This is a genomic window from Luteolibacter luteus (genome assembly GCF_012913485.1).
In the GTDB taxonomy this organism is placed as follows: Bacteria; Verrucomicrobiota; Verrucomicrobiia; order Verrucomicrobiales; family Akkermansiaceae; genus Haloferula; species Haloferula lutea.
In genome coordinates, this window is record NZ_CP051774.1 from 3,283,059 (window position 1) to 3,301,012 (window position 17,954).

A 17,954-nucleotide genomic window follows, 5' to 3' on the forward strand; every position below is an offset into this window, starting at 1 on the left:
GGTCCCTTCACCGGCAGCTATCGCCGGTATCTTGCCCGGAACTACCGCATGGTTCTCCAGTAATTCTTATCTGATGACTTATTCCTCCTTCCTCCGATTTGGCTCCCTGTCACTGGCGTTTGCCGCGACCGCCGTTGCCGTTGATTCCGAAGTGCCGACCGATCCGGGACTCCTCACCACCATGGCGGGCGAGCCGTGGAATCCACCGGTCAGTCCGGGTGGTGCTCCGTTCTGGGGTTCCGGCGTCTTCGGGACCCAGATCGGCCAGGCGGGATGGGTCGTCGCGCCGGGGACGAATGGTCCTAATATCGTGGTTTCGGGAACCACGCCCTTCGGCTTCGGGCCGAACAATTTCTGGTATGTCCTGAACTGCGACCCGCTCACCCAGCGCTACTATCAAGTTTACGTTCAGCAGCCGTATGCGCCGGTGCCCGGTCAGTATCCGTTTGGTGAGATCGCCGCGATGACCTCCGCGCAGGTGCTTGGCGGGGCGGGGCCGGAGCTGATGGTGGGCTTGGCGGACGGGCGCTTCTTCTTCTATTCCCTGACGAGTTTCGAAGAAGTCCGGCGGTTGACACTTCCTACCGAGCTGACCGATTTCACCACGGCGGATCTCACGGGCGATGGTATCGCGGAGCTTGTGGTCCTCACGGACCTTGATCTCAAGGTCTTCGATGCGGCCGGAGTTCTCCTTTGGAGCATCACGGGTCCCAGTGGGGCGGATCTCGTGGTGGCGCAAATGGATGCAGACCCCGCCTTGGAGATCGCCACGACTTCCGGTCACGTGATCGACACTGGCAAACGCAAGGTCGAGTGGACTCGCAGCGAGGGCTTCGGCCTTCATCTTCGTGCCGCCGATATCGACGGCGACTCGCGTGCCGAGCTGATTGCCGCGGCAGACGCGTATGATATCCGCGCCTTCGATGTGGAGGAGAAGCGGGAGAAATGGAGCTTCAGGACCGGGCTGGACATCAGCGGCATCGAGATCGCGGATGTGGATGTGGATGGAGATGCTGCTCCGGAGCTGCTCTACGGAGATAATCAAGGCGGCTACCTCCACGTTCTCACACTCGATGAGCTGCCGCCCGTGAGGAAATGGAAGGTCGCGAATCCAGACTCCGGAGTTGCCCGCATCGCCACCTTGGATGCGGATCAAGATGGCACGATCGAGCTGATCTGGAGCGGGGGATCGAATACCAGCGGGGAGGACAGGCTGAATGTTTTCAATCCTGTTACCCAAGCCACGGAGTGGCAGAGCATTCATCTCGATGGACCTTTCCTCAGCCCGGTGATGGGAGATGTCACCGGAGACGGAAAACCGGAAATGGTGACCATCAGCAGCGAGTCCCGGTCCGGCTACGGGGCGGGCTGCATCGTGGTCTATGATCCGGAGACTCTGGCCATTCTGGGAGTCTCCCAAGGAATCGCCAATGACTTGGCGGTCGAGGGAGTCCGCGATCTGATTCTCAAGGATATTGATGGTGACGCACGTCAGGAAATCGTCGTCGCTGGCGACGCTTCGAGGGACAGTCTCGTGGAGATCTACAAGTTCACGGATGCGCGGACCTTCGAGCGCCAATGGCAATTTTGGGATCAGAACGAAGAGCGGTTCGGCCAGGTGCACGTCGAGGATGTCGATGGGGATGGCGATCTGGAAGTGGTGGCCGCCAGTGATCCGATCCTTTCTTCCGGAAACGACTCCTTCCTTTTTGTCATCGACCTCGCGACCAAGGCGGTGGAATGGAAGATCACGATCCCAGGGGGCGTGAGAGGTGCCTGCTCGCTGGTCGTGGCGGATGTGGATGGAGATGGGAATCTTGAGGCGGTGGTGGCGATGAATAATCTGGGAATCCAGATCCTCGATTTGAAGACCCGGACCCGTGAGCCTTGGTTCGGCGGACAATGTAGCGCCCTCGCCGTCAGACCGGGTGTTCCCGGCTTCATCGCAGGTAGCCCGAGCGGTATGGTTTCCATTCTTATTCCGGATGGTGAAGGTGGATATATCAGCACGGACTCGTGGAAGGCTTCGGAAAGCAGGATCACCGGACTGACGGTGGGCAGCGGCCAGTCGCTGTGGGTGTCGGCGCAAGACCGGATTTCCCTGTGGCCGAACTCTATCGCCCCGATCTGGTCGACCATGACCCTGGGGACCTCATTCAATGATCCTGTGGGAACTCTCGGGCTCTATGAGGGGCCGGAGGGCACCGAGGTTTTTGCGGGTCTTTCTCACGGCCTGTCCGGGTTCCAAGTCGGAGGTTCTCCGGACTACGCGACCATGCAGATGAGCTCCCAGGGAGAGCTTGCCGAGGGAAGCTCCGGTGAAATCGTCCTGACCTTCACTCGCAGCGAAGCGGGTGTCGCGGATACGGCGGTGACCTTCTCCCTGAAGGGGAATGCCACGGCTGTTGCCGACTACGATGTGTCCGGGGCCTTCTCCTTGGGGGATGATCTTTGGAGCGTGTTGATTCCCGCCGGAGAGACCACCGTGGTCGCCCGGTTGGCGGTGGTTCAGGACAGTCTGGCGGAAGGCCCCGAGAGTTTGGCCGTCATGCTTGAACCCGCCACCGGCTACTTCATCGGCTCATCCTCGTCGTTCGAAACCATCGTGCAGGATGACGAGCCGGTCATCTCGGTGGAGGCACAGGACACCGGTGCCAGCGAACTGAAGTCTGGCCGCAGCACGGACCCAGCCACCTTCGTCCTTCGCCGCAGCGGGGGAGACCTGTCACGCTCCTTGGTCGCCCGGATCGCTCTCGGAGGCAGTGCGACCTCCGGCTCCGATTACCGCAGGATCGGCACCAATGTGACCTTCCGCAAAGGTGACGACACCGCCGTGGTGACCGTGGTCCCGATCCACGATCGCCGTGCCGAGCAGACGGAAACCGTGCAGCTGGAGCTGGTGCCGGATCCACGCTACGTCATTTCGCCTTCCGCCTCGCAGGCCGCGATCTCCATCCTCGACGCGGAGCCGACCGTTTCCGTCGCAGGAAGCACCCCGGTGGATGGCGCGGTAGCCGTGAACTTCACCCGGAGTGGCGGGCACTCGTTCGCCTTGCCTCTCACCCTGAAGGTGACCCGTGAGGAAAATGGCGTCGTGAAGACGACCCGGGCGAAGCTCTCCTTCAAGGCTCGCGCTACCAGTGCCCAGCTCTTGCTCAAGCCTTCCTCCGGTGCGTCCGGAGGGGCCTTGGTCACCGTGCAGATCGAGGACACCGGAGCCTTCCACCTCGGCACGTCGAGCTCGGTTTCCTTCACGCTCGATCCTTGATGGGATCCCGGTGAAGGGTAGGGCGGAGCTCTCACTCCGCCTTGCCCAGCACCACCGTATCGCCCGCCTTCACTCCCAGTGAATCCACCGCGCGGCCACCGTTGGTCACGATTCCCACCCAACCCTTCGGGGTCACATAGATCGCGGCCTCGCCTTCCTTCGCCTCGCTCCAATAGCGCACCACGGAGACGGCCAGGCTCTTCTCGCCGTTCTTCACCACCGCCTTGTCGCCCAGTTTCAGGCCCAAGGTTTCAAGATCCTTGCCGACCAGATCGGTTGTCAGGTTTCCCCAGGATTCGGATACCACCGTGATCTTTCCGGAAAGCCCGCCGTCCACCTTCGTCGCCGTGCTCTCCCGCACGGGCGGCGCCACGGTGCCATCGCGTTCCTTTTCGATCGCCTTGCCATCTACCCAATCGTTCACCGCCAGCATCGCGTTCAGGCGTTCGATGTCGGAGACGTTGCAGTGGCCCGGCCGCTTCACCTCCCACAGCGCGGTCTTCGCCCCGCCTTCCTGCTTCCGGTAGTTCTGCGGGTGATTGAGCTCGGTCTCGTTCGTCAGGTAGAGGATCGGTGCCGTGGGCTTGAAGCTCAGCGAACCATTCGCGCCATCCCGCGATTCGTTGCCGAGGTAAGCACCGATCGCCACCACGCCATCCACATGATCCAGTGCGCCCTCCGCGATCAGCGTGCCGATCAACCCGCCCATCGAGCTTCCCACCAGCAGGCAGCGGTCGATCTTCCCGTGCTCCTTCGCCACGTGGTCGCTCAGTGCCCGGAGGTCCAAGATCGCATCTTCCACGATCCATCCGTTCCGCCGGTAGCTGGTCGAGGCGATCGCCCAGCCCCGCTCTAACATCCCGGTCGAAAATGCATCCTTGGTGTCGAATCCCGCATCCAGCGGGCTATCCGCATTCCGGTAGCCATGGGCGATCAGCACCAGCTTGCCCTGCCATTTTTCCGGTGCGGCGATCATGTATTTCGCGCCGCCGATCTCACCTTCCGTGATCCCGGCGGAAGCCGCCGCCATCATCATCCCGAGCAATGCGAAAATCCGGAACAGGGTCTTCATGCTCCGACCCTAGCGATGCCTCCCCACCGCGCGGAAGAAAAAGAAGGGGGCAATCCTTTTTGGCCACCGCGTCCTGCACGCCGAGCCACTGCCATCTGCAACGCCATCCCTTCCGGGAAAGCGCTCCAGCGCCCGCGCAGGGCCGGAACGCCTCATGCTCGCATGAAAAGGGAACAACCCCATATCGACATGCCACGAGGAGACAAATCCAGCTACACCGACAAACAGAAGCGCAAGGCTGAACACATCGCCGAAGGATACGAGGACCGGGGAGTCTCTCACAAGGAAGCCGAGTCCCGCGCCTGGGCCACGGTCAACAAGGAGTCCGGTGGCGGCAAGAAGTCCGGATCCGGCCGCGGCAAAAAGGAAAGCCACGCGTCTTCCCGGAAGGGTGGTCGCAAGGGCGGCAAGGCATCTCACGCTCACCACTGAGAGGACATGTTGCTCGAACGGAAGATCCCTGCCACCACGCTACCGCTTCATCCCTTGCGCCTGCGCCTCAACGGCGAAGAGCGGGAGTTCGAAGTGGAAGCTTGGACCACCTTGCTCGATCTCCTCCGCGAGCAAGCCGCCCTGTGCGGCAGCAAGAAGGGATGCGACCATGGCCAATGCGGCGCTTGCACCGTCCTGATCAATGATCGCGCCGTCCTTTCCTGTCTCTCGCTTGCCCTATCCCATGATGGCGATGAGATCCGTACGGTCGAAGGGGTGGGGGAGGAAGGCCGGCTCCATCCGCTCCAGCAGGCCTTCATCGATCAGGATGCCTTCCAATGCGGATATTGTACTTCGGGTCAAATTTGTTCCGCGCTCGCCCTCTTGGAGAAAGGGGAGGTCCCCGGGGATGACGATACCCTGCGGGAAAAGATGAGCGGGAATCTCTGCCGCTGCGGTGCCTATCCAAATATCCTCGCCGCGATCCGCCAGGCCGATGCGCAGATGAACCCCGGCAAAACGCCATGAAGCCGTTTTCCTATGAACGGGCAGCCGGGCTCGAAGAGGCGCTCGACCGCGTTTCGCATCCGGACCCACCGACGCTTCTGGCCGGGGGGACGAATCTTCTGGACCTGATGAAGGAACGCATCGCGCTGCCGGATGCGCTGCTCGATATCTCTCGTCTTGCCTTGGATCGCATCGAGGAATTGCCCGGCGGCGGCCTGCGTCTGGGAGCCTTGGCCCGCAATGCGGATACCGCCGCGCATCCTCTCGTCCAAGAGCGCTATCCGCTGCTCGCCAAGGCCATTCTCGCCGGTGCCTCACCCCAGATTCGCAACATGGCGACCAATGGCGGCAATCTCATGCAGCGCACCCGCTGTCCCTATTTCTATGATACCGATACTCCCTGCAACAAGCGCCAGCCCGGCAGCGGCTGTGGCGCGCTCTGCGGTTATCAGCGCCTCCACGCGATTCTCGGCAGCAGCGAGGAGTGCATTGCGACGCATCCCTCCGACCTTTGCGTGGCATTGGCCGCGCTCGAAGCTGTCGTGATCGTCAGTGGCCCCGATGGCGAACGCGGCATTCCCTTCTCGGGCTTTCATCGGCTCCCAGGAGACGAACCGCAGCGTGACAACAATCTCCACGCGGACGAGATCATCACCGCCATCGATCTTCCGCCGGAGGGCTTCCCACATCACTACTCCTACCTCAAGATCCGCGACCGCCGCTCCTACGCCTTCGCGCTCGTGTCCGTGGCAGCCGGGGTAGCTTTGGAAAATGGCACCATCACCGGTGCCCGTGTCGCCTTGGGCGGCGTGGCGCACAAGCCGTGGCGCGTGCCCGAGGCCGAAGCACGATTGGAAGGTCGTGCGCCTGCGGAAGATGTCTTCCTTGAAGCGGCGGACACCCTCCTGGCAGGAGCCCGCGGCTATGGAGGAAATGATTTCAAGATCCCCCTTGCGCGCCGGGCCGTCGTCCGGGCGCTGGCCGAGTGCTGCCAACTCCAACTTCAACCGCGATGAACGAAGTCATCGGCAAGCCGCTCAACCGGGTCGATGGACCCGCGAAGGTCACCGGAAAAGCCCGCTACGCGGCCGACCATCCGCACCCGGATCTTCTGCACGGCCATCTGGTGGGTGCCGCGATTCCCCGTGGCAAGATTCTCTCCGTTGATACCACGGAGGCCTTGGCCCAGCCGGGCGTCGTGGAAATCTTCACCCACGAGAATGTTTCGCGCCTTGCGATCTTCGATCGCTCTTACAAGGACCAGTTGGCTCCGGAGGGTCACCCTCTGCGTCCCTTGCAAGACACGCAGATCTATTTTTCCGGGCAACCGGTGGCACTGGTCGTGGCGGTCTCGATCGAGGCGGCTCGCCACGCCGCTGCCTTGGTCCGCTTCGATTATGATCGGGAAGATCATCGCATGGATTTGGAAAGGCAGCGTCCCGAAGCCGAGGACAGCGGCGACGCTCCCGAGCCGCGCGGTGACGTCGACACGGCGCTGCTGCATTCGGAGCACGCCATCCATCAGCTGTATGAGACACCTCCGGAGCATCACAATGCGATGGAGCCCTTCGCCAGCACCGTGATCCTGGAGCCGGACGGGACTTATACCGTCTACGAAAAAACGCAGGGCGTTCAGAACTGCCACAAGTATCTCAAGAAGGTCTTCAGCTTGGGGGATAGGGAGGTAAAGGTCCTGGCGCCCTTTGTTGGCGGGGCTTTCGGCTCCGCATTGCGCCCCGGGGCGCAGCTCTACCTGGCGATGCTTGCCGCGGTCCATCTCCAGCGCAGCGTGCGGGTGGTGCTGGAGCGGAAGGAGATGTTCACGCTCGGCTTCCGCCCGCCTGCCATCCACACCCTGCGGCTTGGTGCTTCAGCCGCAGGCAAGCTGGAGGCGCTCTGCCATGACTCGCTCGCCGCCACTTCCAGCTTCGAAAAGTTTCACCGGCCCATCGTCGAATGGTCCGCCGGGCTTTATGCCTGCGACAACGTGCGGACGCTTCAGGAGATCGCACCGCTCGATACCAATACGCCTTGCGACATGCGTGCTCCCGGGGCAGCGGAGGGGAATTTTCCGATCGAATCCGCGATGGACGAGTTGGCTTGGGAAGCGGGTCTTGATCCTCTGGATTTCCGGCTCGCGAACTACGCGGAGAAAGATCCGGAAAGCGGGAAGCCCTACTCCAGCAAGGCCCTTCGCGAATGCTACCGCCTCGGTGGCGAACGCATCGGCTGGAGCCAGAGGAGCCGCGCCTGCCGCGCCAATCGTGAAGGCACCACCCTCAAGGGCATGGGCATGGCCACCGGGAGCTGGGACGCCATGCAGATGCCAGCCAGTGCCCGCGCGGTCCTGCGGCCGGATGGCACCCTGGTGGTCAGCAGCGCCACTGCCGACATCGGCACCGGCACCTATACCATCATGACCCAGATCGCCGCCGGAGAGCTCGGCCTCCCGGAGGAAAGGGTCACCTTCCTCCTTGGCGATTCCACGCTGCCCATGGCTCCCGTGCAGGGCGGCTCCTTCACGGCTGCCAGCGTCGGCAGCGCCGTCCTGAAGGCCTGCGGAAAAGTGAAGAGGAAGCTCGTGAAGTTGGCTCAAGGCCTCGGTGACTCGCCCTTCGATTCCATCGACAAGGAAGAGATTCGCTTGGAAGACGGTCACGTCGTAGCGGGGGATATCCGCATGCCTATCCCGGAGGTGCTGCGACGTGCGAAGAGCAAGGGCATCACCTGCAAGTCGCTGGCCATCCCCCAGCTTCTCAAGCGGCGCAAGGTGACCTGCAAAACCCACTCCGCCGTCTTCGCGGAAGTCTCGGTCGACGCCGACTTCGGCACGGTCCACGTCACACGCGTTGTCTGCGCCGTCGCCGCGGGCCGCATTCTCAATCCGAAGACCGCCCGTAGCCAGATCATCGGAGGTGTCGTCTGGGGCATCGGCATGGCCCTCCATGAAGAAAGCTACCTCGACCCGGAGAGCGGCCGTTTCATCAATCACGACTTCGCCGGCTATCACATCCCGGTGAATGCCGACATCGGCGAAATCGAAGTCATCTTCGTCGAAGAGGAAGACGAGGTGGTCAATCCGCTGGGTGTGAAAGGCGTGGGCGAAATCGGCATCGTCGGCACTCCCGCCGCCATCGCCAATGCGATCTTCCATGCCACCGGCAAGCGGGTCCGGTCCCTGCCCATCACTCCCGACAAGCTTCTCTAGCCTGCCGGGATCGCGGATCTCCAGGGCGATCCGCTCCGATGGCTTCTCACTTCGCCCCGATCCGCGTCCGCGCCGCCCGGTATCCCGGTGCCTCCGCGATGATCTCCCAGGCACCGCCGCCCTGCACGCCTTCCGGCTGCGCGGAGAGCTTCAGCATTCCTTGGGCGCTACCACGCGTCTCCGCCATGCCGCTGGAAAGCCCGAGGATCGACTTCACGATCGTCTCGCCCTCGCCATCATTCACCGCCACCTGCGGCGGCATCGGCACCTCGCCCCAGACTCCGGCACCGCCGGTCTTGAGCTTCGCGCGCAGACGCTCCAGCGCCCCTTCATCCGTGCGATACTTCATCGCCACGTCCAGATACGCGGGACCCACCGATGCCTTCTCGATCTGGTGACAAGCGAAGCACTGCTTGGAAATCACCAGCTTCTCGATGTCCGCGGTGAATTGCGGCCCGCCCGCATCGTGTCCGGTCGGCGGGATGTAGCGCGCCCGCACCACCGTCTTCGCCGGATCCGCCTGACCCTTCACCGTGAAAGCGATCTCCTCGCCGAAGCCCCGCTTCGCATCCTTGTCCGCCAGCTCCAGTTGCAGCGCCGGACCGGTCTGCTCTTCCACCAGTGCGATGCGTGCCACCGTGGTGGCTCCCTTCGCATCCTTCGCCACCGCACGCAGCTCCGTCCCACCCGCGGTCGACACCGCCAGCGCCGGACCGGTGCCCAGCTTCGTCTCATGCGCGCCCTGCGTCAGCCACCACTCGATCGTCACATCGCCACCATCCGGGTCGGAGGCCGTCGCGGTGAAACTCTCACCCTCGCGTGCTGCCGTGATCACCGGTGCCTTGTTGCCATCGGCGGGGAGCAGGCGGCGGACACGGCCATTCGTGTTGAACCACCACTCGGTGCCGTATTCCAGCAGCCACATCGTGCCATCGGCAGCCATCTCGAAATCCATCGGGTGGACCAGATCGCTCATCAGCACTTCCAGGGAGGCCAATTTCTCACTCTCGCCCAGCTTCGCCTTGAAGATCTTCCCGCGCGACCACTCGTAGCTCAGCAGCGTGTGGTCATCCTCCTTGCCCAGCAGGTTGTACTTCCGGTTCGCATCGTAGTAGAAAACAGGGCCCGCCATCGCATTGCGGCCGCCCTCGCCCATCACCGGGAATTCCTCGCTCTTCGCATACGGATACCAGATGAAGGCCGAAGTCGCCGGCGGCAGATCCTTCAAGCCTGTCGTGTGCGTGCTCGGATTCTTCGGCGCTGCCGGATCGGTCATCACGCCCGGCTTGCCCGTGTTGAAATCGACGATCGGATACGGCTTGTTGTTCGCGATCACGAAGGGCCATCCAAAGTTCCCCGGACCCTTCGCCTGGTTCACCTCATCGTGCCCGCGCGGACCCTTCTCGCTATCCTTGCCCGCATCCGGCCCCACCTCGCCCCAGTAGATCACCTTCGTCTTCGGATCCACCGACATGCGGAAGGGATTCCGGCAGCCCATCACATAGATCTCCGGACGCGTCTTCGCGGTGCCCTTCGGGAAAAGGTTGCCTTCCGGGATCTCGTAGCCGTCCTCGGTCGGGCGGATCCGCAGGATCTTCCCGCGCAGGTCGTTCGTGTTTCCCGCGCTGCGCATCGCATTCGCATGCTCGCGGCCTTCACGGTCATCGATCGGCGCGTAGCCATCGCTCTCAAACGGGTTTGTATTATCGCCCGTGCTCAGGAAAAGCAGGCCATCCGGCCCGAAGGTCAGCGAGCCACCGTGATGGCACACCCGGTCGCGCCGCTCCGTAGGGATATCGATCAGCACTTTCTCCGATGCCAGATCCAGCACTCCATCCTTCAGCTCGAAACGCGAAAGCCGGTTCATCAGCTCCTTCGGATGGCTATAGTAGATGTAAAGGCGGTGGTTCGTAGCGAAGCCCGGATCCAGCGTGATCCCCAGGATCCCGTCCTCCCGCGCGTAGGGGCTATCCGGATCATTGCTCCGCAGCGCCGTAACTTCGATCTTCCCGATCTCGAAAATCCCGCCCGTGGATGGCCGGAGGCGCAGCACCCGCCCCTCGCGCTCCACCACATACACATCGCCGTCGGGAGCCACCGTCAGCTCCATCGGGTCCTTCAGATGCTCGGCGATGAAAGTGCTTTCGATTTCCGCCGCCGTGGCGGCCGCAGACAACAGGGTGGTGAGGAGGGCGGCAGTTCGCATGATCCAGTGTCCGAATCCTACGCCTCAGATCAAGAGGCCGTTTCAGCGCTGACAGGATCCCTCTCTTGCTCAAGTCGCTATGGTGCCACCGCGATCACCACGCGGTAGAACCGTTTCCCGCTCCCGCTTGTATCCTCCGCTTGGAAAATTCCCGGCCCATCCGCCCCCGCCGTACTCAGCGGAGCGCCCGAATCACTCCAGCTCACCAGATCCCCGGAAACCTGCAGCTGATAGATCCGGCCCGGCAGCGTCGGAAAGCTCACGCGATACCCGCCCGCGATCGCCGCCAGCCCTGGCGATGCCGCCGCTTCCCGCTCCAGCACCTCCTGCTGCGTCACCACCGCCACATGGCGCGTCTCCGTCTTCACCGCCTGCGGCAAGGTCGCCGTCGCCACCAGGCGATATTGGCCCGCCGCCGTGACATGCCAGGTGAAGTCCCAGAAGGCGCTCGACCCCTGGATCTCCGGCTGGATCCCCGGAGCCACCGGATCGAAGTCCACCGGCGTCAACGCCCCGCTGCCGATCGCAAACGAAAGGTTCACCGCCGTCGCCGTCGCGTCCGTCCCCACCCGCACCGTGTAGTCCACCGGCTGATCCGGTAGGACGATCTCCACCGGCCTCCCGGAGGCATCCACCTCCAGCGGCTGCAGGATCGCCACATACGGACCCGTCCCCGCTTGGGCGGCCAGACGCCGCGTCGCCGTCAGATCCACCATCGGCACCGGCCGGTCTTGGGAAATCTCCACGCGATACAGGAAATCCGGCCGGGCATCGTAGAAATCCGGCAGCGAGAAGGCCAGCGCGTGGTAATCCGCCGTCTCGTTGTACACGATCGAGAGCGCGCCCGCTGGCAAGGTTTGCACCCCTTCCGGCCAGCTGTCGTCCGGACCGTATCGCACGGCCAAGCGTGCCTTCAGCTCCGCGTCCGTCAGCCCATCTGCCAGCGACTTCGAAAAGTAAGTCTTCAGCACATAGTCGCTGCCGATCGCCGCGCCATCATTCTGCGGAAAGGCCACGAACATCTTCCGGTCCGGACCCGCCGTCAGCACCGTGCGGGTCAGCGTCGTGTAGTGGCCCGCGCTATCGCTCAGGCCATTGTCCGGGGAAGAGGTCACTTCCTTCAGCCGCACCTGGATCGTCGCATTGCCCGTCGCCGGGATGTTCACGTAGTTGAAGCGGAACTCACGGGTATGCGCCGCGTTCAGGGGAGTGATCCCTCCGAATGGTGTCACCTCGCTTGCCTTCACCCAGGCACCGTTCCCGCTGTTCGTCCCGGTCGCACTGTCGTCGTTGCTCGCCTCGCCATCCTCGATCTTGTACCACACCTCGTTGGTGAAGTTGTCCGCGCGCACCACCACGCCATACTCGCTGCCGCCGATCGACGAACCATCCGCCGCTGGAAACATGATCTGCCCCCCTGGAGCCAGCGCATCGTAGTAAAAGGTCTGCGTGAAGGTGCTGTAGAGCGACGCCTTGCCGCTGCGCTTCAGGAAGGGCCGCGCTCGCAGCACGTGGAAGCCCTCCGCCAGCCCCGTCTCGGTGGCACCGTAGTCATTGTGCGGGCTATGGCTCACTGTTCCCGCATTGAAGCCGCTCACCTCGAACACGGTCATCATGTTCTTCTTCTTCGCCACCGTATTCGGGCCGGAGGGATAAACGCTCGCCGCTCCGGTTTTGAAGATCCCGATCTTGTACTTCAGCGTCAGCCCCGCCGCGGGCTTCGGGATGCTCGCGTTCATCCACCAGTCATCGCTGGATTGGTTGTGGGAGAAATTCATCTCCACCACCTTCGTGCTGCCTGTCCCGTCGCCGCCGGCTCCTTCCGGATTGCTACCGTCCGTCGTGTAGTAAAAGTACATCCGGAAGCCATTGCCCACGCCATTCGGCTTCGCCCACACCGCGATCGTCGAGGCGTTCTCGACATACTGCTTCGGTGCCATGCCACCAGGCCAGCCGCCTGCCGGAGCGCCTCCCACATCCGCTGCCGGATCATGGTAAAGGAAAGCCGCCACCTCGCCGCCCTGCGTGCTGTAGTCGTTCGCATTCGCGGGACCGTTTGCGATCGTGAAGCCCGCGCTGCCGATCACCCTCTGATACGTTTCCGCACCTGCCGATCCCGCCTTGTTCCGCAGCGTATCCTTGGCTGCAAACTTCTCCGCGAATTGCCGCTTCACGAAGCCCGGTTGCTCATAGCCGAGAAATGAATCGGTCGAAAGCGCGGGCGGGTTGTCGCGCTTGAGCGGATCCGTATTTCCGGGAGGCCGCGTGCCATTCAGATCGATCCCCCCGTCCAGCAGCAGCATGATGTTCTCCGCGGAGCCGTCTGTCCGCACCTTGAAACGCAGGTCGCTCGTGTTCGTGACCCGCGGGATCGAAATACGATACGCATAGTCGGTCGTGTTCGCATCCGGCAGGCCATGGGGATTGAATCCCGGATCGCCATCCGTCCCGTCCTTCCGCTCCACCTCGAAGCTGCCGGCCTTCTCCGTCCCCTGGTAGATCGTGATCGGCTCACCGCCCGCATTCTTCCACGCATCCGATTCCTCCGGCGTGCGCGGTGCGAAGATGAAATAGCTTCCCGGTCCCACCACCACCGAGTTCAGCCCTGAGGCATAGGTGTAGAATCCGGTCTGGCTCCCGTAGCCGTGGGCATACTGGAAGAGATACTCATCATTGGTCTCCGGATTGTTCTCCGAGCCGCCGCCACCCTGCGCGGGAAACGAGGTCCCGCCCACGATGCCCCTGCCGGAGGCATAGTTGTCGTTCACCGCCACCAGCATCGTCACTCCCTTGCGCTCCTTCAGAGCCTGGTTGCCCTCGCTGAACTCGCGGTCATCGATCCGTTCGTAGGTCACCAGGTCCGCATCGCTCCAGCGCCCGCGCTGCCAGCCGCGCGCGAAGTCATTGTGGATCTTCAGCAGGTTCGGGATCCGCGCATCACCCCATTGCCCCAGGAAGGCGGTGTTCGCATGCCGGGGGAAAGCCCCGCCGCTCGCACCCAGCACCCCGGCATGGTAATTCCCATCCGTGTAGACCAGCCCGAGCCCCGCACGCGTGAAGTAGAAGGCATGCTGCAGCTCCCGCCGCGCCGCGTAGTCGCTGTCATGGCTCTGCGCGTGCATCACCGCCACCGATGGCGAAAAGCCGCCTTGTCCCGGCTGGTCATAGCCGTTCAACCCCGACGAAGGATTGCCTAACAGGTTGTTGAAGCTCGACCTCAGGTCGTTGTCCACCAGCCGCATCCCCGCATCGATGTAGGAGCCGTAGCCCGGCGGCTGGCCCAGATGCTCGCCGAAGAGCATCGCATCATCCCGGCCCTTCTCCGTGTCGAAGACACTGTCGCGATGATTGTTCCAGTCCGTGAAACCGCGGCTCAGGTTGAACTGCTGCTGGATCTGCCCGGTGTAGCCATAGTTCGAGGAATCCTTGTCGCCGCCGAAGGTCGCGCCGAAGAAATCCGCTGGCGTGTGCTTCACCGCATCGAGACGGAAGCCATCCGCCTTCGTCCGATCGATCTGCCAGCGCGCCGCCCGGTTCAGGAAGTCCTCCACCCGCTCCGTGTAGAACGAGCCATTCGCCGTGATCGATGCCGCGGTGATTCCGTTGTTAGGGCCGAAGCCCACGTAGGTTCCTTGTCCCGCGGAGTGTTTCTGCCCGGCACCCGTCGGCACATAGCAGTAGTATTCCGGGTTGTTAGGGTGCCGCACGAAGTCCGGTTTCGTCGCCGTGCTGCCTTCCACCGGACCATGGTTGAAGTTCGTCGTGCCCGGCTCGGTGGCGATGTCAATCAGATCCGAAAGCCCCAGGTTCTGCACCTGCCAGGCATCGTTCCAATCCCGCGTGTTGTCCCATTTCCGATAAAAGCCCTCGGCGGTCGTCCGAAGGTGGAAGTCCCCGGGCCTAAAGCCGGGATACACGTCCTCCGGTACCGACGCGTTGTAAGAAGGCGTCTCGAAGGCATTATGGTTCATCACGTTGTCAAAATAGACGCGGATCCCGAAGCGATGCGCCACCCGCACGAGTTCGATGAGTTCCGCCTCCGTCCCGTAGAAAGTCCGCACCGATCCCCGCTGATCCTTCGAGCCCAAGTCGAAGCGGTCCCAGCAATCGTACCCTACCGAAAGTCCTCCCGAGCCCTTCGTTGGCGGCGGCAGCCACAGCGAGTCATAGCCCGCCTCTGCCAGCTCCGGCATCTTGCGCGTCAGCTCCGCCCAGCTCGTGTTGAAGTACTGGAGCATCGCCTCGCCCTTCGCTGCAGGCGGTAAAAGCATCAGGAGCGCTCCGGCAAGACCGGCGACTCGCGCAGGGTGTTTCATCGATCAGGGTTCGTGGAAAAGATCGCAGCGAGTGACGGCGATTCAAAAGGAGACTTGCCCGGCTCACTTCGCATCCGGAGCCAGACCGCACAGGGTTCAGCTTCGGAATGTTTCGCACGCTTCCGGGGTTTAGGGAATCCGGTCCAGTGGTCTCCATACCCGGCCCCTCGGGGGGCTTTGGGGGATTTCCGATTCCTTTCTCATTCCCTTCCCTTCCTTTCCTTTTCCTTTCTCTTTCCCTTCAAGCACACGGGAACCACGTGGTTACCCATGTGCTTGGAAAATTCTGACGCGCCGTCTTCCTAACTCGCTGAAAAACGACCCTATTTTGTCGTAATTCTACATGCCAAACTCGTTTGGTGAACATAGAACGAACACAAACCGATCACATGTTGAAACAATTCGCATCCGGACTCGTACTTTTTTCGACCTGTGCCTACGCCGCGCACCCCGTCGGAAACATCAATCGCTACCTCTCGAATTCCGCCCGGACCGACCTCGTCGGCCAGGATATGTGGACCACTTTGAAGGAATATAGCGATGGCCGCGTGAGCCGACCGGACACTCCGGAGTCCGAGATCCCGCAGGTGCCGGAGGAAAACTGGGGCCGCCCGCAGCTCGGCATGCAGGGCGTCTTTTGCGCAGGCCACCAGACCCCGATCCAAAATCTCGTCGCCATCTCCGCCTCCGAAAGCAGCGGGGAGGGGACCTCTCCCGTGAAGCTGGTAGTGACCCGCCATCAGTGGACCCCGGCATGGATGGAGAGCCGCTACCGTGCACTTCCTTCCGGCAAGCCGGGCACCTCGCCGCTGGCCGGCTATCTCTCGATCAAAGAGACCAAGTGCATCACGCCGGAGGATGTCTTCGTGGCAGAGCTGGAGATCCTCAATGACCAGCGCGAGCCCGGCACCTTCGATCTCGAACTCCTGCATCCCGAACTGAAGGCCGATGGCAATGAAGGTCGTGTCACCTTCACCGCCGTGACGAATGTCGGCGGCGTCGCCCGCGAAGGCGGCAAGGGCTGGGAGATCAATGGCAGCGGCTGGCTTTCCTCAAAGGGCGATCTCACGCCCGGCAAGGGCCTCGTCGTTCCTCCGCAGAAGACCCTGAGGCTGCGCTACGCCTTCGCCATCGATCACGTCGGCACCAGCGATTCCCGCCAGCGCGTCGAAGCCGCCCTTTCCGAAGCCAGCCCCTTCAAGCGCAACGAAGCCGCCTTCAATGCCTGGTTCGAGAAAAACGTGCCCGCGTTCCAGACCACCGAGCCGGATATCCTGAAGCTCTACTACTACCGCTGGTTCCTGGTGAAGCGCTCGATCCACGATCCGAAGAACTTCATCGCGGATCACCCCTACAAGCGGCCCTCGATCTATGAGAGCCCCATCGGTGATTGGTTTTGTGCGGTGATCGGCCTGCCCATCCCGGTCCAGCTTCAGGAGACCCGCTGGCTGCGCGATATCACGCCGGGGAAGAACCACATCCTGAATTGGGCGGAGCGCGTCCACTACCAGTATCGCGAGTATCTCCAGTTCACCCCGGCCGCGATGTGGAATTTCTACAAGATCCATCCGGATCCGGAGATCCGCAGCGCCGTCGCCCAGCCTGCCACCGACTACGCATGGAAGGACGTGCCCGTCCATGGCCAGCCGCAGCTTCCGGTTCAGGAAGGCAGTTGGCCCACCGGTGCCGAGTACCAGCCGAATTTCTACCAGTTCACCAAGCCCGATGCCTGGGACTGGCGTCACGACGTGCAGGGTCACAAGCAGGGCTTCCCCTATGCGAAGTCCGTGCGCCTCGATAAGGCCTCCTTCACCATCGCGAACCTCTATGGTGCCGCGAACTTCATGGAGGAACTGGGGAATACCAAGAGCTTCAACGATTCCCGGAACCAGGCCGACCGGATGCTGAAGACCATCAAGGACAAGCATTGGAAGGATGGCTTCTTCTACGCCGCGAAGCCGGAAAGCTACGCGCTCGCCGATCAAGCCGCCTGCTACGATGGCTTCCTGCCTTTCCTCTTCGGCATGCTACGGGATCCGCAGTACTTCAGCGCCTTCGACAAGTTCTTCGATCCCGCCTGGTTCTGGTCGGACTACCCGATCACCACCGTCGCGAAGAACAACCCGATGTACTGGACCGGAAATGCCATCGCCGGACCCACCGCTTCCAGCGTCGAAAACCCGCACAGCTATCCCTGCTGCTGGAACGGCCCGATGTGGAACTACAACAACAGCGCGATGTGCGAGGCTCTCGGCTCCGTCGCCTCCTCGCCCGGGGGCGAGCGCTACCGTGAAGGCTGGGTCGAGTTCCATCACCGCTGGTCGGACAGCCACTTCGTCTATGGGGATCGCTCCGTTCCTTGCGCCATGGAGCACCTCCGCCCCACCGATGCCTCGAACTTCCGCCGCCAGGTCGTCGACTACTTCCACAGCGCCTGGCTCGACTCCACTTTCAGCTACTGGGCCGGCATCCGCGTCACCGACAAGCGTGACAAGGTCATCTTCGATCCCTTCACCAAGGAAGACTTCACCCTCGAACACGTCCCCTCCGGCGGAAGGGAACTCACCTTCGTCCAACTCGAAGGCAAGCGCCGCATCCTCGACGACCAGGGAAAGATCCTCGCCGAAGGTGACGGCATCTTGGAACTCCCGATTGCACGCTAGCTCGGCGAACGGCAACGCCGTTCCCTCGGCTCCTCCCTTGCTGGCGATCCATCCATCCGTGCACTGGGGACCACCACGGCAGCTTCACTAACTCTCGAAACCCGATATCCTCCACCCCGATGTCGCCTTTTTCCTCACCCTCTTCTCATTCCGCTCCGGCTCCCCGATCCACCCGCATCGCCTGTTAATTTCTCTATTATAACAGGTGGAACAGGTGCCCTTCCGAGCCTTGCCGCCATCGTGTATCATCCCGACATGCATTCCCCTTCCGTGGTAAATCCA

Annotated in this window: 9 protein-coding genes; 6 read left to right on the forward strand and 3 right to left on the reverse strand. The window is 62.5% G+C overall.

What is annotated here, in order from left to right; translation table 11 throughout:
* The first annotated feature begins 73 nt into the window (after positions 1-73).
* Positions 74-3,268, forward strand: a complete 3,195-nt coding sequence (locus HHL09_RS13645; RefSeq protein ID WP_169455182.1) for an FG-GAP repeat domain-containing protein — start codon at positions 74-76, stop codon at positions 3,266-3,268.
* A 31-nt stretch (positions 3,269-3,299) separates the two neighbouring features.
* Here the strand turns inward: HHL09_RS13645 and HHL09_RS13650 are convergent, their stop codons facing one another.
* Entirely contained in the window at positions 3,300-4,340 is a 1,041-nt protein-coding gene (locus tag HHL09_RS13650; RefSeq protein WP_169455183.1) for an SAM hydroxide adenosyltransferase, read from the reverse strand.
* 189 nt (positions 4,341-4,529) lie between these two features.
* On the opposite strand from HHL09_RS13650, the gene HHL09_RS13655 reads away from it, so the two are divergent.
* The 4 genes from HHL09_RS13655 to HHL09_RS13670 are packed head-to-tail and all read left to right on the forward strand — an operon-like array spanning position 4,530 to position 8,487.
* On the forward strand, positions 4,530-4,772 hold the full coding sequence (locus HHL09_RS13655; RefSeq protein ID WP_169455184.1) for a plasmid stabilization protein: 243 nt from the start codon (positions 4,530-4,532) through the stop codon (positions 4,770-4,772).
* A 6-nt stretch (positions 4,773-4,778) separates the two neighbouring features.
* On the forward strand, positions 4,779-5,300 hold the full coding sequence (locus tag HHL09_RS13660; RefSeq protein WP_169455185.1) for a (2Fe-2S)-binding protein: 522 nt from the start codon (positions 4,779-4,781) through the stop codon (positions 5,298-5,300).
* Positions 5,297-6,295: an FAD binding domain-containing protein gene (locus HHL09_RS13665; RefSeq protein WP_169455186.1), complete on the forward strand. Its 999-nt coding sequence runs from the start codon at positions 5,297-5,299 to the stop codon at positions 6,293-6,295. Before HHL09_RS13660 ends, HHL09_RS13665 begins: the two co-directional genes overlap by 4 nt.
* Entirely contained in the window at positions 6,292-8,487 is a 2,196-nt protein-coding gene (locus HHL09_RS13670; protein ID WP_169455187.1) for a xanthine dehydrogenase family protein molybdopterin-binding subunit, read from the forward strand. Before HHL09_RS13665 ends, HHL09_RS13670 begins: the two co-directional genes overlap by 4 nt.
* Before the next feature lie 46 nt (positions 8,488-8,533).
* Here HHL09_RS13670 and HHL09_RS13675 read toward each other — a convergent pair whose 3' ends face one another.
* Positions 8,534-10,693, reverse strand: a complete 2,160-nt coding sequence (locus HHL09_RS13675; RefSeq protein ID WP_169455188.1) for a PQQ-dependent sugar dehydrogenase — start codon at positions 10,691-10,693, stop codon at positions 8,534-8,536.
* Positions 10,694-10,770: 77 nt separating this feature from the next.
* Positions 10,771-15,009, reverse strand: a complete 4,239-nt coding sequence (locus HHL09_RS13680) for an alpha-amylase family glycosyl hydrolase (RefSeq protein ID WP_169455189.1) — start codon at positions 15,007-15,009, stop codon at positions 10,771-10,773.
* A gap of 389 nt (positions 15,010-15,398) precedes the next feature.
* On the opposite strand from HHL09_RS13680, the gene HHL09_RS13685 reads away from it, so the two are divergent.
* Positions 15,399-17,672, forward strand: coding sequence for an MGH1-like glycoside hydrolase domain-containing protein (locus tag HHL09_RS13685; RefSeq protein WP_169455190.1), 2,274 nt, complete (start codon positions 15,399-15,401; stop codon positions 17,670-17,672).
* Positions 17,673-17,954 lie beyond the last annotated feature (282 nt).

Excerpts from the sequence above, each read along its gene's own strand:
- HHL09_RS13645 (WP_169455182.1), top strand. The coding sequence starts at position 74 with ATGACTTATTCCTCCTTCCTCCGATTTGGCTCCCTGTCACTGGCGTTT.
- HHL09_RS13650 (WP_169455183.1), bottom strand. The coding sequence starts at position 4,340 with ATGAAGACCCTGTTCCGGATTTTCGCATTGCTCGGGATGATGATGGCG.
- HHL09_RS13655 (WP_169455184.1), top strand. The coding sequence starts at position 4,530 with ATGCCACGAGGAGACAAATCCAGCTACACCGACAAACAGAAGCGCAAG.
- HHL09_RS13660 (WP_169455185.1), top strand. The coding sequence starts at position 4,779 with ATGTTGCTCGAACGGAAGATCCCTGCCACCACGCTACCGCTTCATCCC.
- HHL09_RS13665 (WP_169455186.1), top strand. The coding sequence starts at position 5,297 with ATGAAGCCGTTTTCCTATGAACGGGCAGCCGGGCTCGAAGAGGCGCTC.
- HHL09_RS13670 (WP_169455187.1), top strand. The coding sequence starts at position 6,292 with ATGAACGAAGTCATCGGCAAGCCGCTCAACCGGGTCGATGGACCCGCG.
- HHL09_RS13675 (WP_169455188.1), bottom strand. The coding sequence starts at position 10,693 with ATGCGAACTGCCGCCCTCCTCACCACCCTGTTGTCTGCGGCCGCCACG.
- HHL09_RS13680 (WP_169455189.1), bottom strand. The coding sequence starts at position 15,009 with ATGAAACACCCTGCGCGAGTCGCCGGTCTTGCCGGAGCGCTCCTGATG.
- HHL09_RS13685 (WP_169455190.1), top strand. The coding sequence starts at position 15,399 with ATGTTGAAACAATTCGCATCCGGACTCGTACTTTTTTCGACCTGTGCC.